The organism is Achromobacter sp. SIMBA_011 (assembly GCF_046535435.1).
Taxonomy (GTDB): domain Bacteria; phylum Pseudomonadota; class Gammaproteobacteria; order Burkholderiales; family Burkholderiaceae_B; genus Achromobacter; species Achromobacter dolens.
Genome location: NZ_JAWRWN010000003.1, coordinates 542,624 through 563,645 on the forward strand (window position 1 = coordinate 542,624; position 21,022 = coordinate 563,645).

The following is a 21,022-nucleotide window of genomic DNA, read 5'->3' on the forward strand; positions in this document are numbered from 1 at the left end:
CTGTTGGCAGCCCCGCCCCGCCGGCACGGCGGATCAGGGCCTGGGCTTGGCGGCCTGCGGGCGCGCCCGCGCCTCGCGGCCTGCCGGGTTGGCCTGCGCAAGCAGGCGTTTGGCCTCGCGTGACAACAGCTTGGCCAGTTGGAACTGTCTTTCCTCGTCCATGCGCGATTCGACCGCGGCGATGCTGAGCGCGCCCAGCACGTGTCCCTGTTCATCGCGCAGCGGCATGCCGATGCCCCACGAGCCCGGCACCACCAGGCCGCGGTTGACGGCATAGCCCTGCTCGCGCACCTCATCGACCAGCGTGCGGATCAGCGCCACGGAGTAATGCGGATAGCGCCGCTCGATCAGGGCCGCATTGGCCTGCAGGCAGGCATCGACCTCGTCGTCGGGCAACGCCGCCAGGATCGCCAGGCTGCCGGCGCCGATGCCCAGCGGATGCCGGTCGCCCGGCAGCAGCACGTGGGTCTTGAGCGGATAGTCGCCATCCTCGCGCAGCACGCAGACCGCGAACACGTCGCGGCGCAGTGAAAAGAAGGCGGAATCGCCGCACTCGTGCGCCAGTCGCGCCACCACCGGCGCGGCCAGCCGGTTGATGCCGAAGCGCTCGCTGGCGATGTTGCCCAGCACGTGGCATTCGGGGCCCAGAAAGTAGCGGCGGCTGGCCAGGTCCTGTTCGACCATGCCTTCGGCGGCCAGGGCGGCCAGGATGCGGTGCACGGTGGGCTTGCTCATGCCCGTGTCGCGCGTCAACGCCAGCAGGCCCGCGCCTTCGCCGCGGGTGCGCGACACCGCGCGCAGCACCAGCATGGCGCGGGATATCGCCTGGGCGCCACCGACCTGGGATGAGGTCTCCGTCACGTCTCCGCCTGTGTTTTCATCAGGTCCATTTTGTGGACCATCAATATGATTTTGTTTTTTCATTCTGCACCAGTTTTATTGATTTACGCTAGTGAATCAATGTGATTAAATGAATTTAAGGGTAGTACGTAGATCCACATAATGGACCTCATGCAAAGATAAAGCAACAGGCCTGGCAAGGCGCTTTATCCGGCCGTCCTCGACGGCGGCCGGATCTCATAACCAAGGAGACAGCATGAACACGACTCGACGCAACCTCATGCGCGCCGCGGGAGGCGGCGCGCTGCTCGCCCTGGCCCCGTTCCAGCGCACGCTGGCGGCGCCCCAGTTCCGTTACAAGTACGCCAACAACCTGCCCCCCTCGCACCCGATGAACCTGCGCGCCAACGAGGCCGCGCAGAACATCCTCAAGGACACCGGCGGCCGCTTCGAACTGGCGGTGTTCCCCAGCAGCCAGCTCGGCTCGGACACCGACACCCTGAGCCAGTTGCGCGCCGGCGCCGTCGAGTTCTTCACCCTCTCGGGCCTGATCCTGTCGACCCTGGTGCCCAGCGCCTCGATCAGCGGCGTCGGCTTCGCCTTTCCCGACTACGCCGCGGTCTGGAAGGCCATGGACGGCGACCTGGGCGCGCACATCCGCGCCGACATCAACGCCAAGGGCCTGTTCGTCATGGACCGCATCTGGGACAACGGCTTTCGCCAGGTCACCACCAGCTCGCGCGCCATCAGCGGCCCCGGTGATTTCCGCGACCTGAAGATCCGCGTGCCGGTCAGCCCGCTGTGGACCTCGATGTTCAAGGCGCTGGGCTCGTCGCCGGCCAGCATCAACTTCAACGAAACCTATTCCGCGCTGCAGACCCGCGTGGTGGACGCGCAGGAAAACCCGCTGGCCATCATCCAGACCGCCAAGCTGTACGAAGTGCAGAAATACTGCTCGATGACCAACCATATGTGGGACGGCTTCTGGTTCCTGGGCAACCGCCGCGCCTGGGAAAAGCTGCCGGCCGACATCCGCGAGGTCGTAGCCAAACACATCAACGCCGCCGGCATGGCCGAGCGCGCCGACGTGCTGGCGCTGAACAACCAACTGCAGGCCAAGCTGGCCGAGGAAGGCCTGACCTTCAACACGCCCGACCCCGCGCCCATCCGCGACGCGCTGCGCCGCGCTGGCTTCTATGCCGGCTGGAAGGAAAAATACGGCGACAAGGCCTGGGGCCTGCTGGAGCAGGCGGCCGGGAGTCTGTCATGAGGGCTGCGCTGACGCATCCGGCGGCGCTGCGGGCCGAGGCGGGTCCGGCGCCCGGCGCGCGCCGCCCCTGGGCCATCACGCTGGACAACGCCCTGGGCCACCTGGTGGAGATTCCCGCGGCCATCCTGGTGGTCGCGGAGATCGTCATCCTGTTCTCGGGCATCGTGGCGCGCTACGTGCTGCACACGCCGCTGGTATGGTCCGACGAACTGGCCTCGATCCTGTTCCTGTGGCTGGCCATGCTGGGCGCGGTGATCGCCTTTCGCCGCGGCGAGCACATGCGCATGGGCGCGCTGGTCAACCGCGCCTCGCCCGGCGCCCGCGCGCTGCTGGACATGGTGGCCGTGGCGGCGGCGCTGGCGTTCCTGCTGCTGCTGCAGGCGCCGGGCTACGAGTACGCCTCGGAGGAACAGTACGTCACCACCGCCGCGCTGGAAATCCCCAACGTCTGGCGCGCCGCCGCCTTGCCGGTGGGCACCGCGCTGATGCTGCTGATCGCGCTGCTGCGGCTGGTCGAACGCGCGCAGTGGCGCGTCACCGGCCTGGCGCTGCTGCTGGTCGGCGGCGTGGTGGCCGCCATGACGGCGCTGCAGCCGGTGCTGGCGAGCCTGGGCAACCTCAACCTGCTGATCTTCTTCGTCGGCGTGGTGGCGGCCACGGTGTTCGCGGGCGTGCCGATCGCCTTCTCGTTCGGGCTGGCCACCTTCGGCTATCTGTCGCTGACCACCGACGTGCCGATGATGGTGGTGGTCGGACGCATGGACGAAGGCATGTCGCACCTGATCCTGCTGGCGGTGCCGCTGTTCGTGTTCCTGGGCGTGCTGATCGAGATGACCGGCATGGCCAAGCGCATGGTGGCGTTCCTGGCCAGCCTGCTGGGGCATGTGCGCGGCGGCCTGTCGTACGTGCTGATCGGCGCCATGTACGTGGTCTCGGGCATTTCCGGCGCCAAGGCCGCCGACATGGCGGCGGTGGCGCCGGTGCTGTTCCCGGAAATGCGCGAGCGCGGCGCCGACGAGGGCGACCTGGTGGCGCTGCTGTCGGCCACCGGCGCGCAGACCGAGACCGTGCCGCCCAGCCTGGTGCTGATCACCATCGGCTCGGTCACCGGCGTGTCGATCACGGCGCTGTTCACGGGCGGCCTGCTGCCCGGGCTGGTGCTGGGCGTGATGCTGTGCCTGGTGGTCTGGTGGCGCAACCGCCGCGAAGACCTGAGCGCGGTGCGCAAGGCCAGCGGCCGCCAGATCGGGCGCGCCCTGCTGGTGGCGCTGCCGGCGCTGGCGCTGCCCTTCGTGATCCGCGCGGCCGTGGTCGAGGGCGTGGCCACCGCCACCGAGGTCTCGACCATCGGCATCGTCTACGCCGCGCTGATCGGGCTGCTGGTCTACCGCTGCTTCGACGTCAAGCGACTCAAGCCCATGCTGGTCGACACCGCCTGCCTGTCCGGATCGATCCTGCTGATCATCGGCACCGCCACCGCCATGGCCTGGGCCCTGACGCAATCGGGCTTCTCGACCCAGCTCGCGCAGGCCATGGCGGGCCTGCCCGGCGGCGCCGCCACCTTCATGGCGGTGTCGATCGTGGCGTTCGTCATCCTGGGCAGCGTGCTGGAGGGCATCCCCGCCATCGTGCTGTTCGGGCCGCTGCTGTTCCCCATCGCGCACCAGATGGGCATCCACGAGGTGCACTACGCGATGGTGGTGATCCTGTCGATGGGCCTGGGCCTGTTCGCGCCGCCATTCGGCGTCGGCTACTACGCCGCCTGCGCCATTGGCCGGGTCGCGCCCGAAGCCGGCATCCGGCCCATCCTGGGCTACCTCGGCTCGATGGCGGTCGGCATCGTGGTCATCGCCGCGGTGCCGTGGATCTCGACCGGGTTCCTGAAGTAGCCCGCCTGGTCGGCCGCCGCGCCTTCGCGGCGGCCGACCCTTCAGCCATTGCGCCTGGCGGCCAGACGCCATCGCCGTGGGGAAAAACCCACACGCCGGCAATCCCCCACCGTCCGCGCGGTTGATCCGCCTACACCACTTCTATAGAATCTTCAATTCGGGCCTGTGCCCATTCTTTTTTCCCTTCACCTACACCTGGGAGGCGCAAGATGATGAATCCGCATACCGCCATCCCGCGCGTATCTCCGCGACGCCATTAAGTCGTCGCCCGCGCGGCCCCATCGCCAGATTACCTGGCGACTGGTCCGCCGTGCCCGCCCCAAACCCCTGAACGCAATGCCCGCGCCCTGAGGCGCAGGTCGTATCACCTTCTTCCCACAAGGAAACCGGCGCCTTCGCGTTGCCGGGCGATCGCAATGAATCGAACAAAAATCGATCTGCGAGGACAAGCCTTCAAGGACGTCCTCGGCTTTACCTTCCGCTATTGGCGCGCCCAACCCTGGCGCACCGCGTTGATCGTCGGGCTGGCGCTGCTGTCGGCCCTGGCCGACGTGCTGACCCCGCTGTACGCGGGCCGCCTGGTCGATGCCGTGGCATCCGGCGCCGCGGCCGACCGGCAGGCGTGGAGCGCGGCCATCACCGCCTTCTGGCTGCTGATCGCACTGGGCATCGGCGGCACGCTGCTGCGTCAGGGCGTGTTCCAGAACATCATCGTCTTCACCCTGAAGATGATGAACGGCATGGTGTCCAACGCCTTCTACCGGGTGCAGCGCTTTTCGACCGACTGGCACGCCAACAGCTTCGCCGGCTCTACCGTGCGCAAGATCACGCGCGGCATGTGGGCGGTGGACCTGCTGAACGACACGCTGCTGGTGGCGCTGCTGCCCTCGGTCATCATGCTGGTCGGCGCCACCGTGCTGCTGGGCATCCACTGGCCGGTGATGGGCCTGGTGGTCGGCCTGGGGTCGGTGCTGTACATCGCGGTCACGGCGGCGCTGTCGCTGGGCTACGTGGCGCCGGCGGCGCGGCTGGGCAACGCCTGGGACACGCGCATGGGCGGCGCGCTGGCCGACGCGGTGAGCTGTAACCCGGTCGTCAAGGCCTTCGGCGCCGAGACGCGCGAGGAAGCGCGCCTGGAGCGCGTGGTCGACAAGTGGCGCCGCCGCACGCGCCGCACCTGGATCCGCGCCACGATCAACGGCGGCATCCAGGGCGCGATGCTGGTGGCGATGCAGGCCGGCATCCTGGGCGCGGCGCTGCTGCTGTGGTCGCGCAACCAGGCCAGCGTCGGCGACGTGACCTTCGCGCTGACGATGTTCTTCATGCTGCAGGGCCACCTGCGCGACGTAGGCATGCACATCCGCAACCTGCAGCGCTCGGTCAACGACATGGAGGAACTGGTGGCGCTGGAGAAGCAGCCGCTGGGCGTGGACGACCGTCCCGGCGCGGGCCGGATCCGCGTCACCGCCGGCGAGATCCGCTTCGAGGACGTGACCTTCCGCTACGGCCGCCACGAGGCGCCGCTTTACGACGGCTTCTCGACGCGCATCGCGCCGGGCGAACGGGTCGGACTGGTGGGCCATTCGGGATCGGGCAAGACCACGTTCATCAAGCTGATCCAGCGCCTGTATGACGTCAACGGCGGCCGCATCACCATCGACGGGCAGGACATCGCCCAGGTCAGGCAGGCCTCGCTGCGCAGCCAGATCGCGATCGTGCAACAGGAGCCGGTGCTGTTTCACCGCACGCTGGCCGAGAACATCGCCTACGCCCGCCCCGGCGCGACGCAGGCCGAGATCGAGCAGGCGGCGCGGCTGGCCAGCGCGCATGACTTCATCATGGCGCTGCCCAAGGGCTACGAGACGCTGGTGGGCGAGCGCGGCGTGAAGCTGTCGGGCGGCGAGCGCCAGCGCGTGGCGATCGCCCGCGCCTTCCTGGCCGACGCGCCGATCCTGATCCTGGACGAGGCCACCTCGAGCCTGGACAGCGAAAGCGAGGTGCTGATCCAGCAGGCCATGGAACGCCTGATGGTGGGCCGCACCACGCTGGTGGTGGCGCACCGCCTGTCGACGGTGCGCGCGCTGGACCGCCTGCTGGTGATGGACCGCGGCCGCATCATCGAGGAAGGCAGCCATGACCAGTTGATCCGCTTGAAGGGCGGCCTGTACCGGCGCTTGTTCGAGCGCCAGGCCCTGGAGCTGACCAAGGGCCTGACGCAGGCGGAGATGCTGGCCGACGGCGCGCGTCCCCTGCCGGCACGCGCCGACGACGAGGACCAGGACGAGGACGAAACGTCCCTGGCCTTCGGCAAGTAGGGAAAGGCCTGGCGCGGGTCAAGCATGTGTCGGCCCGCTCAGCGGCTCAGCGTCAACCGCAGGCCGAAAGCGATCAGGGCGCCGCCAAACGCGGCGCCCTGCCATTTCTGCACGCGCGGATGGGCCGCCATCCAGCGCCCCAGCGCGCCGCCAGCCAGCGCGCACAATACGTCGAACGCCAGGCCCAGGCTCACCAGGATCACGCCCAGCAGGGCGAACTGCCGGCCGATCGGCCCTTGCGCCGGCGAGATGAATTGGGGCAGCAGGACCGAGCAGAACAGCAATGCCTTGGGATTGAGGAAGTTGGTCAGCACGCCGCTGAAAAACGCCGCGCCCAGGCCCGGCCCGTGCGCGGCCGCCTGCGCCGCGTGCGCCACGCCATAAGAGAGCGGCCCGGCGCGCAGCAATCGCGCGCCCAGCCAGATCAGATAGCAACCGCCCACGGTGCGCGCCGCGTCGAAAGCCCAGGGATGGGCCTTGAACAGCGCCGCCAGCCCCAGCGCCGCCAGCGTCACGTGAGCGGCGCGGGCGACCGCCAGCCCCCCGGCCACTGCCAGCGCCTGGCCGCGCCCGCGCAGGGCGCCGGTCTCGAGCAGCAGGATCATGTCCGGCCCGGGCACCACATAGACAATCAACAGTGCCCCAAGAAACAACGCCATATCGGCCATGATGCGCCACGCTCCGTGCTGCGGGAAATGGCGATCATTCTAGGGAAAAGGCATCGGCATGTGCTTGCTATTCATGCCAACCTGGATAACATGATTGGCATACTGAACCAATCAATCCTGCCTAATCCAAATTTCATGCCAAAACGCCAATTGGACGCCTATGATCGGCGCATTCTCGAGGCCCTGCAGCACAACGGCCGCCTCACCAACGTCGAGCTGGCCGAACAGATCGGCCTGTCGCCTTCCCCCTGCCTGCGGCGGGTACGGCTGATGGAAGAGGCCGGCGTGATCCAGGGCTACGAGGCCCGGCTGGCGCCGGACGAGGTCGGGCTGGGCCTGACCGTGTTCGTCGGCGTCAAGGTCGAGCGCCACCACGAGCGCGACGCCGAGCAGTTCCGCAAGGAAGTCTGCGCCCTGCCCGAAGTGGTGGCGGCCCATTTGGTGTCAGGCGAATCCGACTTCCTGCTCCAGGTGGTGCTGCCCGACCTGCGCGCCTATGAACGCTTCCTGCTCGGCACGCTGCTCAAGCTGCCCGGCGTCAAGGACATCCGCAGCAACTTCGCGATCCAGACCGTCAAGCCGCAGAGTCCGCTGCCGCTGGACCACCTGGGACATTGAGCGCCGCCTGCCGCACCTTGGCGCTGCGCTGTTCGAAACGCGCCTGCGACTGCGACAGGTAGCGCTGCACGATGGCCGGTTCCGAGGTCCTGGGCGTGCCGCCGGGAAATGGCGGCTCGGGGTCGTATTCGATCTGAAGCTGGATCAGCTTGGCGACCTCGTCGCCGCACAGCGTGGCCACCACTTTCAAGGCCATGTCGATGCCCGAGGTGACGCCGCCGGCGGTGAAAACGTTGCCGTCCACGCACAACCGCGCATCGGTCGGCACGGCGCCGAAATGCGCCAGCAGTTCGCGCGCCCGCCAATGGCTGGAGGCGCGCTTGCCGCGCAGCAGGCCGGCCGCGCCCAGCAGCAGCGAACCGGTGCAGATGCCGAAGACGTAGCGCGCGCCCAACGCCTGCCGGCGCGTGAAGGCTACCCAGTCCGGGTCGAGGATGGCATCATCCGTGCCCGGCCCGCCGGGCACCACCAGCAGATCGCAGGGCGGCGCCGACGCCAGGGTCTGGGTCGGCACGAAACGCAGGCCGCGGTCGCTGCGTACCGGATCGGGCGTTTTTGCGACAAAATCGACGCTGAACCCGGGCGCGGCGGCGAGCACCTCGTATGGCCCGGTCATATCGAGCTGGGTCAGCCCTTCGAACAAGAGAATATTGACATGCACGACGATGCTCCTTCGCAGAACGGAACCGCCAGCGTAGCCCCAGGCGCCGGCGCGCGTGCGCCAAATACCCCCAAGATCGCGCCAAAACGCATCGTCTTCCTGCTCTACGACGGTTTCCAGCCACTCGACCTGGCCGGCCCGTGGCAGGCCTTCAGCGGCGCCAACGAGGAAGGCGGCGCGGGCTATCAGTTGAGCACCGTCGCGGCGGCGCCGGTGGTCGCCACCTGGGACCAGGGCCTGCGCATGCAGGTCGACACCACCTTCGCCGAGGACGACGACGCGCCGATCGACATGCTGTTCGTGCCGGGCGGCCCCGGCATCGATCAGGCCAGCGCCCATGGCGAGACACTGGCCTGGCTGCGCCGCCGCGGCCCGCAGGCGCGCCGCACCTGCAGCGTCTGCACCGGGGCCTTCCTGCTGGCCGCGGCCGGCCTGCTGCACGGCCGCCGCGTCACCACCCACTGGCGCTCGGCCGACCGGCTGCGCCAACTGTATCCGGGCCTGCGGGTGGAAGACGACCGCATCTTCATCGAAAGCGGCGTCGTCTGGACCTCGGCCGGCGTCACCGCCGGCATCGACCTGGCGCTGGCCCTGATAGAGCGCGACGTCGGGGCGCAGGTTTCGCAGGACGTGGCGCGCCGCCTGGTGGTGTTCATGCGCCGCAACGGCGACCAGCGCCAATACAGCCAGACGCTGCGGCTGCAGGATCGCGTGGCCGCGCCGTTCCGCGACCTGGTCGAGAAGATCGAGGCAAGCCTGTCGGCGCGCTGGTCGGTGGACGACATGGCCGATGCCTGCCACATGTCGCGGCGCACCTTCCAGCGCAAATTCGCGGCGCATTTCGGCGTGACGCCGAGCGAGGTGCTGCGCCAGTTGCGGCGCGAACGGGACGGCGCGCTGCGCGCCGCGGGCCGGACCTCCGACAGCGGGCCGCGCCATGTGTTCCGGGCCGCCCCACGCACGCCATGACCCCGCCCGCCTCCCCCTGTCCCGAATGCGGCCAGCCCCAGGTCATCAGCGAACAGGGGCTGAGCCTGATCGCGCGCTGTAGCGGCTGCGGCTGGATGGTGGCGACCACAAATCCGAACCACCCGATCATGGACCGCACGCCTTACACGCTGCGGGCGCGGCCCGGCGCCCTGGCCACGGCCAGCGCCATCGCCCGCCTGGCGGTAGCGCTGGGCATCGGCGTCAAGCGGGCGCGCGAGCTGATCGCCCAGGACCTGCCGGTGGCCGAGAACGTCCTGGCGCTGGAAGTCATCCGGCTGCACGGGGTACTGGCCGGCGCGGGGCTGCAAGTGGAGATCACGCCGGCCTTCCGCTGGCCCCTGGACCCGCGCGACTGACGCGGCGCCGCCTGCCCGAGCCGCCCCCGGCTCCCCGTGGCGGTCCTACCCCGCCAGCCCCACCGACATGCCGCCGCAGACATACAGCACCTGCCCGGTCATGAAACCGGCGCGCCGGTCCAGGAACGAAGAGACGGCGTGCGCCACGTCCTCGGGCCGGCCGATGCGGCCGACCGGAATGGCGGCCTCCAGCGCCACGGTCCTGGGGTCGCCTGGCGGGTTGGACTGGTCGAACAGCTCGGTGGCGATCGGGCCGGGCGCCACGGTGTTGACCGTGATGCCGGCCTTGCCCAGTTCCAGCGCCCAGGTGCGCGTCATGCCCGCCAGGCCGGACTTGGTGGCGCCGTAGACCGTGCGGCCCGGCTTGCCCAGGCCGGCGCGGCTGCCGATGTTGACGACCCGGCCGTAGCCGGCCTGGCGCATGCCGGGCAGCAGCGCCTGCATCAACAGCAGCGGCGCGGTCAGGTTCACGGCCACCATGCGCGCCAGTTCATCCTGGGTCACGGCCTCGATGTCGGCGACCTGGATCATGCCCGCGTTGTTGACCAGGTGCAGCACCGGCCGCGCCGCCGCCAGCGCGGTGGCCGCCGCGGCCGTGGCGGCGGCGTCGCCCAGGTCCACCGACTGGAAGCGTTCGCCGGGCAACGCCGATTCCGGCGGCCGGCGGCTGAAATTGACGACCTCGAAGCCGTCCTGCAACAGGCGCGCGACGATGGCGCGGCCGATGCCCCGGCTGCCGCCGGTGACCAATGCGATGGGGGTTGTCATTGCGCGGTGATTCCCTTGTCCTTGATGAGGCCGCCCCACTTGGCGCGCTCCTGGCGCTCGAACGCGGCCAGATCCGCGCCGAACAGCGTGCCGGGCCGGGCGCCCATGGTAGCGAAATTGGTGGCGATGGCGGGCGTGGCCAGGCCGCTGCGCGCCGCCTCGATCAGTTGCCGCACCACCGGCTCGGGCGTGCCGCGCGGCGCGTACAGCGCGAACCACGCCGTCACGTCGAAACCCGACAGGCCGGACTCGGCCACGGTCGGCAGGTCCGGCAGCGACGGATCGCGCGCGGCCGACGTGACCGCCACGCCGCGCACCAGATTGCCGTCCTTGATCTGCGCCAGCGCGCCGGGCAGGTTGTCGAACAGCAGGTCGACCTGGCCGCCGGCCACCGCCGGCAGCGACGCCGAGGTGCCCTTGAACGGCACGTGCAGCATCGTCACGCCAGCCATGGCCTCGAAATAAGCGCCGGTCAGGTGCACCGACGACCCCACGCCCGGCGAGGCGTAGGTCAGCTTCCTGTCCCTGGACTGGCGCGCCGCCTGGATCACGTCGGCCACCGTCCTGTAGGGCGACTTGGCGCTGACGGCAATGACGTTGGGCGTGGTCGACACCAGCGCGATCGGCACCAGGTCGCGCTCGGGGTCGAACGTCATGTTGCTGTAGAGGAACTGGTTGATGGTCTGGGTGCCGATGGTGCCCAGGCCCAGGGTGTAGCCGTCGGCCTTGGCGCGCGCCACGTAGGCCATGCCGATGTTGCCGCCCGCGCCCGGCTTGTTCTCGACCAGCACGGTCTGCTTGAGCGCCGGCTGCAGCGCATTGGCGATGGCGCGGCCAAAAATATCGGCGCCGCCGCCCGGCGGATACGGCACGACCACGGTGACGGGATGCTCCGGATAACCGGCCGCCTGGACCGCAGGAATCGGGGCCGCGGCCAGCACGGCCAGCGCCGCCGCGGCCAGCGCGCGCCGCCCGGCGCGCCTGTGCAGGGAATGCGTCATGGATCTGTCTCCTCGCGAATCCGCTCGGGGCGGATTTCTTCTGGCTCCGCCTGGAGGCGGATGCTGTCGATGGGCGTCCGCGGGATGCGGACACTTCCTATAGTACGTAAATACGTACTATATTCACAAGAACACGAAAAACACACTGGAGACAGACCATGAAACGCTGGACGCGCCGTCCCGAGGGATCGACCTGGGGCGACTTCGGGCCGGACGACGAGATCGGCCGCCTGAACCTGCTGACCGAAGAGAAAGTGCTGCAAGCGGTGCGCGAAGTGCGGGCTGGCAAGGTCTTCTGCCTGTCGCTGCCGCTGGACCTGCCCGGCGGCAACGTGCTCAACCCGCGCCGCCATCCGCCGCAGCTCAAGCCGACCTTCCGCGACGGCACGCCCTACCTGAACTTCGCCATGGCGCGCCTGCAGCCCGAGGCCGTGGACGTGCTGTCGGATGACCAGGTCACGCTCAGCCTGCAATACTCGACCCAGTGGGACGGCCTGTGCCACGTCGGCGCGCAGTTCGACATCCAGGGCGACGGCCAGGCCCGCCGCGTCTACTACAACGGTTATGCCGCGGGCGTGGACGTGTTCGGCGGCGATGATGCCGCGCCCGACGCCTGCTGCCCGCCGGGCGGCTCGTACGCGCGCAAGCTCGGCATCAACCGCTACGCCGAGAAAGGCATGCAGGGCCGCGGCGTGCTGGTCGACCTGGCGCGCGCCTTCGGCCCCGGCCGCACCCTGGTGGGCCATACCCAGCTACAGGCGGCGATGCGCGAGCAGCGCGTGGTGGTCGAGCCGGGCGACATGCTGGTGCTGCGCACCGGTTTCGCCGAGACACTGGTGGAGATGGACGGCCAGCCCGACCCGCACCGCCTGGAGCAGACCGGCGCGGTGCTGGACGGCGCCGATCCGGCGCTGCTGGAATGGATCACCGACAGCGGCATCGCGGCGATCTGCGCCGACAACTACGCGGTCGAGGCCTATCCGGCCCGCACCGCCGGCCCCGGCCATTCGATCCTGCCGCTGCATCATCACTGCCTGTTCAAGCTGGGCGTGCCGCTGGCCGAGCTGTGGTACCTGAAGGCGCTGGCCGACTGGCTGCACGCGCAGGGCCGCACCCGCTTCCTGCTGACCGCGCCGCCGCTGCGCCTGCCGGGCGCGGTGGGTTCGCCCGTGACCCCCATCGCCACGGTGTAGGCCCATGACGTCGCTCCCCGCCCTGTTTTCGCGGCACCTCGACGCGCTGGCCGCGCACCACCCCGACCGCCCCGCCCTGATCGACCGCGACCAGCCCATCAGCCACGCCGACCTGCGCGCGCGCAGCCGCGCCCTGGCCGCGGGCCTGGCGCGCCTCGGCGTGCGGCCCGGCCAGCGCGTGGCCGTATGGCTGCCCAACTGCGCCGCGTGGGTCGAGACCTTCCTGGCCTGCGCCCACCTGGGCGCGCTGGTGCTGGCGGTCAACACCCGCTTTCGCGCGCGGGAACTGGCCGACATCCTGGGCCGCGGCGGCGCCGACTGGCTGGTGTTCTGGCCCGGCTTCAAGGGCATCGACTTCCAGGGCATCCTGGACGGCGTCGCGCCCGAGTCGCTGGCGCGGCTGCAAGGCATCGTCGCCGTGTCCGAGACGGACGAGCCCATCGCCGCAGCGCTGCGCGGCAAGCCGGTGCACCGCTATGCCGAACTGCGCGCCTGCGCCGACACGCCCCCGCCGCCCCAGCCCGACGCGGGCGTGCTGTGCTTCACCACGTCCGGCACCACCTCGCAACCGAAGTTCGTGCTGCACGACCAGCACACCCTGCTGCGCCATGGCGCCACCGTGGCGCAGGCGTTCGGCTACGACGAGCACAGCCGCGTGCTGGCCAGCGCGCCATTCTGCGGCGCGTTCGGCTTCGCCACGCTGGTGGGCGGGCTGGCGCGGGGCGTGCCGGTGGTGTGCGCGCCGGTGTTCGACGCGGCCGAGTCGGCCGCCGCGATCCGGCGCCACCGGGTCACCCACACCTACGCCAACAACGAAGCGCTGGTCGCCATGATGCGCGCGGCCGCGCCAGGCGCATTCGCCTCGGCGCGGCTGTTCGGCTTCGCCAGCTTCACACCGGCGCTGGACCACATGCTGGATCTGGCGCGCGAGGCCGGCGTGCCGCTGACCGGGCTGTATGGGTCAAGCGAACTGATCGCCCTGGTGGCCGGCCAGCCGCGCGACCCGGCCGAGGGCGACGTGGCCGCGCGCCACCAGCCTGGCGGCACGCTGATCAATCCCGAGGCCCGCGTGCGGGCGCGCGACCCGGCCAGCGGCCAGGTGCTGCCGCACGGCGAATCGGGCGAACTGGAAATCCTGTCGCCCAGCCTGATGCGCGGCTACCTCGACAACCCCGAGGCCACCGCCCGCGCCTGCACCGACGACGGCTACTTCCGGACCGGCGACCTGGGCTACACCCTGAACCCGCGCCAGTTCGTGTTCCAGACCCGCATGGGCGACTCGCTGCGCCTGTCCGGCTTCCTGGTGAACCCGGTCGAGATCGAGCAGATGGTGGAGTCGCTGCCCGGCGTGCGCGCCTGCCAGGTGGTCGGCGCGACCCGCGACGGCAAGACCGTGCCCTACGCCTTCGTGCTGCTGCGGGACGGCGCCAGCGCCGATGCGCCCGGTTGGACGGCGGCCTGCAAACAGGCCATGGCCGGCTTCAAGGTGCCGGCCGGTTTCACGGTGCTGGACGCGTTCCCCTCGGTGGAAAGCGCCAATTCGGTCAAAATCCAGAAACACCGGCTGCGCGAGATGGCCGACGCCCTGCTCGCCGCCCCCGCCACCTCCTGACTCATCCGACCATGCCCGCGCGCCCGCTTTTCTCGCACAGCCCCCAACCGCTCTACCTGCAGGCCGCGGCGCTGTTTCGCAGCCATATCCAGAACCGCACCTGGCGGCCGGGCCAGCAGATCCCGCCGCTGGAAGCGCTGATGGAAACCTATGGCATCTCGCGCGCCACCATCCGCCAGGCGCTCGGCCAACTGGAACAGGACGGCCTGATCCGGCGCTCGCGCGGCTCCGGCACCTTCGTCAACGCCGACCTGCCCGAGACGCCGACGCTGCTGATTCCCAAGACCTGGGCCGAAACCGTCGAACTGAGCAACCAGCTCGGCACGGTATCGCTGGTAGAGTCGAGCGCCGACTCGCCGCTGCCCGACACCCTGGGCATGCCGTGCGCGGCGGACCGTGGCGGCCGTTTCCAGTACCTGCGGCGCGTGCACACCACCGAGGCCGGGCCGTTCTGCTACAGCGAGGTATTTTTGGAAAGCAGCCTGTTCCGCAAGCACCGCGCCCGCATCCAGAAAAGCACCGTGGCGCCGGTGCTGGACCAGTTCTACGGCGCCCGCATCAGCGAGGCGCGCCAGGTGCTCAACGTGACCGAGGCCGGCCAGGAATCGGCCGAATCGCTGCGCATCCCGGTGTCCTCGCCCGTGGCCGAGCTGCGCCGCTACGCCTGCATCGACGGCCGCGTGGTGTATTTCGCGCGATTGGAGTTTCCCTTCCGCAAGGTGCGCATGGAGTTCGACCTGTTGAGCCAGCGCTAGGCCGCATCGCATCGAGAGGAACCAGGCCAGACACGCCAGGCGGCCGCGGAGGGCACCCCGGCTTTGCCCGCCCGCCATCCGATCATCCCACTATAAAAGCGCCGCCCTCCAGCCAAGCGCCGCAGTACCCGCAAGCATCCGGCATAACCATAAATGGAGACAACCATGACCCCCATGCCCCGGATTTCGCAGCAACGCAGCAACCCGACAACCCGCATCCCGCTGGTCAAACCCCTGGCGGCCGCGGCCGCCGCCTGCGGCGCCAGCCTGCTGTTCAGCAGCGCGGCCCTGGCGCAGGCCGCGCCCGCCGCCATCTCCGACGACACGGTTCGTCTCGGCCTGATCCTGGACATGAGCGGCATCTACGCCGACGTGACCGGCAAGGGCAGCGCCACCGCCGCGCAGATGGCCATCGACGACTTCGGCGGCACCGTGCTGGGCAAGAAGATCGACCTGCTGGTGGCGGACCACCAGAACAAGGCCGATATCGCCGCCGCCCGCGCCCGCGAGTGGTACGACACGCAAAGGGTCGACGCCATCATGGACGTGGCCGGCTCGGCTCCGGCGCTGGCGGTGCTGGAAGTGGCGCGCGAGAAGAAGAAGATCGTGGTCTTCAGCGGCCCCGGCACCGAACGCATCACCAACGACCTGTGTTCGCCCTATTCGGTGCACTACACCTACGACACCTGGTCGCTGGCCAACACCACCGCCCGCGCCACCGTCGACCGCGGCGGCAAGAGCTGGTACTTCCTGACCGCCGACTATGCATTCGGCCACACCCTGCAGGCCTCGGCCACAGAGGTCGTCAAGGCCCGCGGCGGCACGGTGCTGGGCGCCGCGCGCCACCCCATCGGCACCAGCGACTTCGCCTCGTACCTGCTGCAGGCGCAGGCCAGCCGCGCCCAGGTGGTCGGCCTGGCCAATGCCGGCGGCGACACGGTCAACGCCATCAAGGCGGCGCGCGAATTCGGCCTGACGCAAAGCGGCCAGAAGATGGCCGGCCTGCTGCTGTACATCAACGACATCCACGCCATCGGCCTGGACGCGGCCGCCGGCCTGATGCTGACCGAGGCCTTCTACTGGGACATGAATGACCAGACCCGCGCCTGGTCGCAGCGCTACTACGACAAGCTCAAGAAAATGCCCAACATGAGCCAGGCCGGCACCTATTCCTCGGTGATGCACTACCTGAAGGCGGTGCAGGCGGCCGGCACCGACGCGCCGGACGCGGTGATGAAGCAGATGAAGGCCATGCCGATCAATGACTTCTTCGCCGCCAACGGCCGCATCCGCGAGGACGGCCGCATGGTGCACGACATGTACCTGTTCGAGGTCAAGACCCCGGCCGAATCCAGGCGGCCCTGGGACTACTACAAGCTGGTGGCGACGCTGCCGGGCGACGAGGCCTTCATGCCGCTGTCCAAGTCGACCTGCCCGCTGGTGAAGGCGGCGGCGAAGTGAACGATCGGTCGCCCCGGGGCGGCTCAGGCCGCCCGGGCGACCGCCTCTTCCAGCATCTCCAGCCGGTCCTGGCCCCAGAACAGCTCGCCGCGATAGAGGTACGACGGCGAACCGAACACGCCGGCCGCCACCGCCGCGTCGGTATTGTCGCGGTAGGCCTGACGCGCCGCCGGTTGTTCGGCGGCGGCCATCAGCGCCTCGGCATCAAGCCCCTGTTCCCGCAGGACGGCGCGCAGCGTGTCCGGCGACGAGATATCCCGGTCCTCGCACCATTCGGCCGCCAGGATGGCCTTGTACAAGCCCGCCACCGGCAGGCCTCGCGCATCGGCCGCGATCACGATGCGCGAGGCCAGTCCCGCGTCCGGGCACATGTAGGCCGGCGTCGGATTGACGTGGATGCCCAGCTTGCGGCACCAGCGCGCCAGCTCGACCACCCGGTAGGCCTGGCGCTCGGACGCGCGCTGGCCCAGCAGCACGCCGCCGGTGCGCGCATAGACGTCGGGCAGGTCCACCGGCAGGTAGCGGATGCGCGCCTGGTGGCGCGCCGCCAGGGCCTCCAGCCGGTCGGCGCCCAGGTAGGCCCAGTCGGAATTCATCCAGAAGTAATAGTCGATGGTCTTCATGTCTTCCTCAGGTCCGCGCGCCGGCAGGCACGGCCAGCGCGGCCCGCGCCGGCGCGTCGCCGCGCATGCGCCAGGCGCTGAACACCGCGATCACGCCCAGCGCGCTTAGATACCACACCACGTATTTCGGATCGCCGCCGGCGCGCGCCAGCAGCCAGGTCGCGACGATCGGCGCCAGGCCGCCGCCGATCGCCCCCGACACCTGCACCGCCAGCGAAATGCCGGTGTAGCGCACCTCGGCCGGGAACTGGCTGGAGAACAGCGTGCCCTCCGGGCCGTACAGGCAAGCGTAGACCAATCCCACCGCCAGGCATACCGCGACGATGATCCAGCCGGTATGGCCCGTGGCCAGCAACTGGAAGAACAGCGGCGCGCACGCCAGGATGCCGACCGAGCCGGCCATGAACACCCACTTGTGGCCGACGCGGTCGCCCAGCATGCCGAACAGCGGCATGGTGAACAGCGCCAGCGCCGCGCCCCAGATGGTGGCGTCCAGCATCACCGAACGGGGGATGCCCAGCGTGCCGGTGGCGTAGGCCAGCGAAAACGTGACCACGGTATAGAACCACGTGACTTCGGCCAGCCGCGCGCCCACCACCGTCCACAGCGCGCGCCGGTGATGCTTGAGGACTTCGGCCACCGGCACCTCGACCTTGGCGCCCTGCTCGCGCATCCGCTCGAAGTCGGGCGACTCGGCCACCTTGACGCGAATGAACCAGCCCACCGCCAGCAGCACCACGCTGGCCAGGAATGGCAGGCGCCAGCCCCAGGACAGCATGTCCTGCTCCGGCAACCCGGCCACCGCGCCCATCGCCAGCGACGACAGGATCAGGCCCGGCGCCACGCCGGCTTGGGGCAGGCTGCCGAAAAAGCCCTTCTTGCCCTCGGGCGCGTGCTCGACGGCCATCAGTACCGCCCCGCCCCACTCGCCGCCCACCGCAATGCCTTGCAGGAAGCGCATCAGCACCAGCAGCACCGCGGCCCAGTAGCCGATCTGGTCATAGGAGGGAATCAGGCCGATCAGGATGGTGGGCACGCCCATCAGCAGCAGCGTGATCAGCAGCATCGATTTGCGGCCGATCTTGTCGCCGTAGTGGCCAAAGATCACTCCGCCCAGCGGCCGCGCGAAAAAGCCCACCGAATAGGTGGCGAACGCCGCCAGCGTGCCGGTCAACGGATCGAACGACGGAAAGAAGATCTTGTTGAAGATCAGCGCGGCGGCCGTGCCGTAGAGAAAAAAGTCGTACCACTCGATGGTGGTGCCCATCATGCTGGCCAGGCCGGCCGTTACGTAGTCCCGGCGCGAACGCGCGCGCGGCGTCTTGGTCGTCATCATCGTGACTTCCCCTTGAAAGTATCGTTATGGGTACGGCTGGGTATCAGCGGGCCGGCAGCGGCGCGATGCCGTGGGTCTGGCGGCACCAGTAGTCGAAGGTGGCGCGCACGATCGAAGGCTTGAGCAGGTAGTCGTGCGCCTCGCGCGCCAGCGCGTCGTCCACCGGCGTCAGCGGCCCGAAGGCCTGCGCGCGGATCTGCATGCGGGCCGCGCGCTCCAGGTAGACCGACAGGTAGGTCGCCTCCTCGCACGAGGCGCCGGCCGTCAGGTAGCCATGGTGCGCCAGGATGATGGCGCGCTTGGCGCCCAGCGCGCCCGAGATGATGACGCCCTCCTGGTCGGCGATCGGCACCCCGGGCCATTCGCCCAGGAAGGCGCAATCGTCGTGCAGCGGCGTCATGTCCATCTGCGCGATCACCAGCGGCTGGCGCGCCGCCGCCAGCGCCGAGGCCCAGGGCGAATGGGTGTGGATGATGGACTGCACGTCGGGCCGCGCCTCGTAGACCCACAGGTGGAAACGCGTCGCCGGATTGGCCATGCCCTCGCCCGTGAGTGTGTGCAGGTCGCGGTCGACCTCGATGAAGTCGGCCGGCGTGGCCTCGTCGAAGCCCAGGCCGAAGCGCAGCGTCCAGTAGGCGCCGGGGCGCTCGGAACGCACGCTGATCTGGCCGGCCAGGCCGGCCTCCTGCTCGGTCATCGCCAGGATGCGGCAGGCGTAGGCCATGGTCTCCTGGATGCTGCGCGGCACGGCGCGCAGGTGCTGCGCCATCTCCTGGGTGGCGCGGGTGTCGAAGTACGCTTTTTCGCGCAGGGTGTTGTCCATGCGGCTGCCTCCTGATGCGGTTCGGGATGGCGCGGACGGATACCGCGCCTTGCCGCACAGTATGGAAAGCGCCCCCGCCTCGAGCCATGCAGCCGGGCTCATAGCAGCTATTCGACGCGGCCGCGCCAGGGGACGACGGCCCGGCCCGAGGGTAAACGAGGATCCCGCGGACGCAACCGGACGGACTCAGTCCCGCGCGATGCGGCGGGCGCAGTCCAGCAGCTCGCGCACCAGCGGCAGCGGCTCGCGTTGCGCCAGCGTGACTGCGACCACGCGCCGGCGCAGCACCGGGCTGCCAATGGCGACCTGGCGCAGTCCGTAATCGGTCAGCAGCTTTTGCGGGATGCGCGAGGGCAGGATACAGGCGCCCACCCCCGAGGACACCAGCTTGAGCATGGCGTCGATGGTCTCGGCCTCGGCCACGAATTCCGGCTGCAGGCCGGCGCTGTGGATCATCTTGCGCAGCGCGTAGTGCGAGGGAAAGCCCACCAGCCGCAGCGCCATCGCGCCCAGGTCGACGCCGTCCTCGGCCGCGACGCCGTCGCGCACGATCAGGCACATATCGTCGTCGAACAGCGGCGTCGAGGCCAGCGCGTCCGAGGCCACGGCGGCGTCGTAGACGAAGCCGATATCGGCCTTGCCGCTTTCCACCAGCGTCACCACCTCGGGCGAACTGCGGCCCATGACCGACAGATTGACGTGCTCGCGGCTGCTGACGAACTGCGCCACCACGTCGGCCATGAAGTAGTAGCTGAGCGTGTGGACGGTGGCCAGCCGCACCGATCCCTGCGTCACGCCCTCGCGCTGGCGCACCGCCTCCAACGCCTGGTCGATGGCGCGGTAGGCCGGCTGGATGCCTTCCAGCAGGCGCGCGCCCGCTTCGGTCAGTTCGACCCCGCGCCCGGTGCGCACGAACAGCGGCTTGCCCACGTGGGCCTCCAGCGCCGCCAACTGGCGGCTCAGGCCGGACTGGGTCTGGTCCAGGTCCTCGGCGGCGCGCGAAAGCGATTTCAATTCGGCAATGCGCACGAAATAGCGCAATTGCCGGTCCGGCGTGTCCATGCGGCTTCCCCAACGGGCCCGCGCGGGCCCTGTCTTTATTCATCGCGCTCGAATCGGCGCGGCAGGGACAGTGTGCATCAAGGGCCGCGCCGCCACTACCGGGATTTGCGCTAACGCCTGTTCAGCGGGGCAGGAAGGCATAATTCATCAAGCCGGGCCGGAACGTTCATGGCCCAATCGCAGCGCGATGCCGCCACCGCCAACGCGCTCGAATGCCTCGACGAAGTGGGCGTGGACGGCGGGGCTCCCCGCCCAGCGCCAACGGCCCATGCCCAAGGACAACCGACATGACAACCCCCGCCTCGCGTCCCATCCCCGCCACCATCGCCGCCGTGGTGCGCGATGGCCATGTGCTGCTGGTGCGGCGCGCCAACCCGCCCGACCAGGGCCGCTGGGCCTTTCCCGGCGGCAAGATCGAAGCCGGCGAACGGCTCGAGGATGCCGCCGCGCGCGAACTGTTCGAGGAATGCGGGGTGCGCGCGCGGCCGCTGCAAGTCTTCGACGCGGTCGACGTGTTCGACCATGACGAGGCCGGCGCGCTGCGGCGGCACTACATCCTGATCGCGGTGCTGTGCCGCTGGCAGGCCGGCGAGCCGGTGGCCGGCGATGATGCGATGGACGCACGCTGGGTGCCGCTGGCTGAACTGGACGGCCACACCCTGGCCACCAGCTTCGGCGTCGCGGCGCTGGCGCGCAAGGCGGCGGCGCTGGCCGCGGAGGCCGGCATTCTCTGATACCGTAGCCGTTCCGTTGCCGACGATCCGGCGCCCTCCGCGTCCGC

At 69.7% G+C, this 21,022-nt stretch carries 20 protein-coding genes; 11 read left to right on the forward strand and 9 right to left on the reverse strand.

Going from position 1 to position 21,022, the window contains the following annotated elements:
• Positions 1–33 precede the first annotated feature (33 nt).
• Positions 34–861, reverse strand: coding sequence for an IclR family transcriptional regulator (locus tag SB816_RS15565; RefSeq protein ID WP_240317412.1), 828 nt, complete (start codon positions 859–861; stop codon positions 34–36).
• A 235-nt stretch (positions 862–1,096) separates the two neighbouring features.
• On the opposite strand from SB816_RS15565, the gene SB816_RS15570 reads away from it, so the two are divergent.
• The 3 genes from SB816_RS15570 (at position 1,097) to SB816_RS15580 (ending at position 6,314) form a co-directional block, all read left to right on the forward strand.
• A complete protein-coding gene (locus SB816_RS15570) occupies positions 1,097–2,110 on the forward strand; it encodes a TRAP transporter substrate-binding protein (protein WP_064522872.1) in 1,014 nt (337 codons plus the stop codon).
• Positions 2,107–3,999 (forward strand): TRAP transporter large permease subunit, encoded by a 1,893-nt coding sequence (locus SB816_RS15575; protein WP_116793345.1) that lies wholly within the window; start codon positions 2,107–2,109, stop codon positions 3,997–3,999. The genes SB816_RS15570 and SB816_RS15575 overlap by 4 nt, the downstream gene beginning before the upstream one ends.
• A gap of 416 nt (positions 4,000–4,415) precedes the next feature.
• Entirely contained in the window at positions 4,416–6,314 is a 1,899-nt protein-coding gene (locus tag SB816_RS15580) for an ABC transporter ATP-binding protein (protein ID WP_410547254.1), read from the forward strand.
• A gap of 38 nt (positions 6,315–6,352) precedes the next feature.
• Here the strand turns inward: SB816_RS15580 and SB816_RS15585 are convergent, their stop codons facing one another.
• On the reverse strand, positions 6,353–6,982 hold the full coding sequence (locus SB816_RS15585) for a LysE family translocator (protein ID WP_054504067.1): 630 nt from the start codon (positions 6,980–6,982) through the stop codon (positions 6,353–6,355).
• Between the two features lie 135 nt (positions 6,983–7,117).
• On the opposite strand from SB816_RS15585, the gene SB816_RS15590 reads away from it, so the two are divergent.
• Positions 7,118–7,600, forward strand: coding sequence for an Lrp/AsnC family transcriptional regulator (locus tag SB816_RS15590; RefSeq protein ID WP_054504066.1), 483 nt, complete (start codon positions 7,118–7,120; stop codon positions 7,598–7,600).
• Here the strand turns inward: SB816_RS15590 and SB816_RS15595 are convergent.
• Entirely contained in the window at positions 7,557–8,261 is a 705-nt protein-coding gene (locus tag SB816_RS15595) for a DJ-1/PfpI family protein (protein WP_144655114.1), read from the reverse strand. The genes SB816_RS15590 and SB816_RS15595 overlap by 44 nt on opposite strands.
• Between SB816_RS15595 and SB816_RS15600 the strand changes: the two genes are divergently transcribed.
• Both SB816_RS15600 and SB816_RS15605 read left to right on the forward strand, forming a co-directional pair.
• On the forward strand, positions 8,256–9,230 hold the full coding sequence (locus SB816_RS15600; protein ID WP_144655115.1) for a GlxA family transcriptional regulator: 975 nt from the start codon (positions 8,256–8,258) through the stop codon (positions 9,228–9,230). The two genes, SB816_RS15595 and SB816_RS15600, sit on opposite strands and share 6 nt — an antisense overlap.
• The gene (locus SB816_RS15605; RefSeq protein WP_054504064.1) at positions 9,227–9,607 is read left to right on the forward strand and encodes a hypothetical protein; all 381 of its coding nucleotides are present in this window, start codon (positions 9,227–9,229) and stop codon (positions 9,605–9,607) included. The genes SB816_RS15600 and SB816_RS15605 overlap by 4 nt, the downstream gene beginning before the upstream one ends.
• A gap of 45 nt (positions 9,608–9,652) precedes the next feature.
• On the opposite strand, the gene SB816_RS15610 is transcribed toward SB816_RS15605, so the two are convergent.
• Both SB816_RS15610 and SB816_RS15615 read right to left on the reverse strand, forming a co-directional pair.
• Positions 9,653–10,375: an SDR family NAD(P)-dependent oxidoreductase gene (locus tag SB816_RS15610; RefSeq protein WP_116522412.1), complete on the reverse strand. Its 723-nt coding sequence runs from the start codon at positions 10,373–10,375 to the stop codon at positions 9,653–9,655.
• Positions 10,372–11,376 (reverse strand): Bug family tripartite tricarboxylate transporter substrate binding protein, encoded by a 1,005-nt coding sequence (locus SB816_RS15615; RefSeq protein WP_144655116.1) that lies wholly within the window; start codon positions 11,374–11,376, stop codon positions 10,372–10,374. The genes SB816_RS15610 and SB816_RS15615 overlap by 4 nt, the downstream gene beginning before the upstream one ends.
• Before the next feature lie 158 nt (positions 11,377–11,534).
• On the opposite strand from SB816_RS15615, the gene SB816_RS15620 reads away from it, so the two are divergent.
• The 4 genes from SB816_RS15620 to SB816_RS15635 all read left to right on the forward strand — a co-directional run bounded on the left by SB816_RS15620 (position 11,535) and on the right by SB816_RS15635 (position 16,397).
• A complete protein-coding gene (locus SB816_RS15620; RefSeq protein WP_054504061.1) occupies positions 11,535–12,569 on the forward strand; it encodes a cyclase family protein in 1,035 nt (344 codons plus the stop codon).
• 4 nt (positions 12,570–12,573) lie between these two features.
• The gene (locus SB816_RS15625) at positions 12,574–14,181 is read left to right on the forward strand and encodes an AMP-binding protein (RefSeq protein ID WP_410547255.1); all 1,608 of its coding nucleotides are present in this window, start codon (positions 12,574–12,576) and stop codon (positions 14,179–14,181) included.
• Between the two features lie 11 nt (positions 14,182–14,192).
• On the forward strand, positions 14,193–14,936 hold the full coding sequence (locus tag SB816_RS15630) for a GntR family transcriptional regulator (RefSeq protein ID WP_064527991.1): 744 nt from the start codon (positions 14,193–14,195) through the stop codon (positions 14,934–14,936).
• 174 nt (positions 14,937–15,110) lie between these two features.
• A complete protein-coding gene (locus SB816_RS15635; protein ID WP_410547268.1) occupies positions 15,111–16,397 on the forward strand; it encodes an ABC transporter substrate-binding protein in 1,287 nt (428 codons plus the stop codon).
• Between the two features lie 23 nt (positions 16,398–16,420).
• Here SB816_RS15635 and SB816_RS15640 read toward each other — a convergent pair whose 3' ends face one another.
• The 4 genes from SB816_RS15640 to SB816_RS15655 all read right to left on the reverse strand — a co-directional run bounded on the left by SB816_RS15640 (position 16,421) and on the right by SB816_RS15655 (position 20,241).
• Entirely contained in the window at positions 16,421–17,020 is a 600-nt protein-coding gene (locus SB816_RS15640; RefSeq protein WP_410547256.1) for a 2-hydroxychromene-2-carboxylate isomerase, read from the reverse strand.
• Between the two features lie 7 nt (positions 17,021–17,027).
• On the reverse strand, positions 17,028–18,356 hold the full coding sequence (locus SB816_RS15645) for an MFS transporter (RefSeq protein ID WP_410547257.1): 1,329 nt from the start codon (positions 18,354–18,356) through the stop codon (positions 17,028–17,030).
• A gap of 43 nt (positions 18,357–18,399) precedes the next feature.
• A complete protein-coding gene (locus SB816_RS15650) occupies positions 18,400–19,179 on the reverse strand; it encodes an aldolase (RefSeq protein ID WP_049074652.1) in 780 nt (259 codons plus the stop codon).
• A gap of 186 nt (positions 19,180–19,365) precedes the next feature.
• Positions 19,366–20,241, reverse strand: coding sequence for a LysR family transcriptional regulator (locus tag SB816_RS15655; protein ID WP_054504057.1), 876 nt, complete (start codon positions 20,239–20,241; stop codon positions 19,366–19,368).
• A 287-nt stretch (positions 20,242–20,528) separates the two neighbouring features.
• Here SB816_RS15655 and SB816_RS15660 point away from each other — a divergent pair, with 287 nt between their 5' ends.
• Positions 20,529–20,975 (forward strand): NUDIX hydrolase, encoded by a 447-nt coding sequence (locus SB816_RS15660; RefSeq protein ID WP_343719308.1) that lies wholly within the window; start codon positions 20,529–20,531, stop codon positions 20,973–20,975.
• The last annotated feature ends 47 nt before the right edge of the window (positions 20,976–21,022 follow it).

Bases quoted from the DNA above. Each gene is read 5' to 3' on its own strand.
- SB816_RS15570 (WP_064522872.1), top strand. From the start codon at position 1,097: ATGAACACGACTCGACGCAACCTCATGCGCGCCGCGGGAGGCGGCGCG.
- SB816_RS15575 (WP_116793345.1), top strand. From the start codon at position 2,107: ATGAGGGCTGCGCTGACGCATCCGGCGGCGCTGCGGGCCGAGGCGGGT.
- SB816_RS15580 (WP_410547254.1), top strand. From the start codon at position 4,416: ATGAATCGAACAAAAATCGATCTGCGAGGACAAGCCTTCAAGGACGTC.
- SB816_RS15585 (WP_054504067.1), bottom strand. From the start codon at position 6,982: ATGGCCGATATGGCGTTGTTTCTTGGGGCACTGTTGATTGTCTATGTG.
- SB816_RS15590 (WP_054504066.1), top strand. From the start codon at position 7,118: ATGCCAAAACGCCAATTGGACGCCTATGATCGGCGCATTCTCGAGGCC.
- SB816_RS15600 (WP_144655115.1), top strand. From the start codon at position 8,256: ATGCACGACGATGCTCCTTCGCAGAACGGAACCGCCAGCGTAGCCCCA.
- SB816_RS15605 (WP_054504064.1), top strand. From the start codon at position 9,227: ATGACCCCGCCCGCCTCCCCCTGTCCCGAATGCGGCCAGCCCCAGGTC.
- SB816_RS15610 (WP_116522412.1), bottom strand. From the start codon at position 10,375: ATGACAACCCCCATCGCATTGGTCACCGGCGGCAGCCGGGGCATCGGC.
- SB816_RS15615 (WP_144655116.1), bottom strand. From the start codon at position 11,376: ATGACGCATTCCCTGCACAGGCGCGCCGGGCGGCGCGCGCTGGCCGCG.
- SB816_RS15620 (WP_054504061.1), top strand. From the start codon at position 11,535: ATGAAACGCTGGACGCGCCGTCCCGAGGGATCGACCTGGGGCGACTTC.
- SB816_RS15625 (WP_410547255.1), top strand. From the start codon at position 12,574: ATGACGTCGCTCCCCGCCCTGTTTTCGCGGCACCTCGACGCGCTGGCC.
- SB816_RS15630 (WP_064527991.1), top strand. From the start codon at position 14,193: ATGCCCGCGCGCCCGCTTTTCTCGCACAGCCCCCAACCGCTCTACCTG.
- SB816_RS15635 (WP_410547268.1), top strand. From the start codon at position 15,111: ATGCCCCGGATTTCGCAGCAACGCAGCAACCCGACAACCCGCATCCCG.
- SB816_RS15640 (WP_410547256.1), bottom strand. From the start codon at position 17,020: ATGAAGACCATCGACTATTACTTCTGGATGAATTCCGACTGGGCCTAC.
- SB816_RS15645 (WP_410547257.1), bottom strand. From the start codon at position 18,356: ATGATGACGACCAAGACGCCGCGCGCGCGTTCGCGCCGGGACTACGTA.
- SB816_RS15650 (WP_049074652.1), bottom strand. From the start codon at position 19,179: ATGGACAACACCCTGCGCGAAAAAGCGTACTTCGACACCCGCGCCACC.
- SB816_RS15655 (WP_054504057.1), bottom strand. From the start codon at position 20,241: ATGGACACGCCGGACCGGCAATTGCGCTATTTCGTGCGCATTGCCGAA.
- SB816_RS15660 (WP_343719308.1), top strand. From the start codon at position 20,529: ATGACAACCCCCGCCTCGCGTCCCATCCCCGCCACCATCGCCGCCGTG.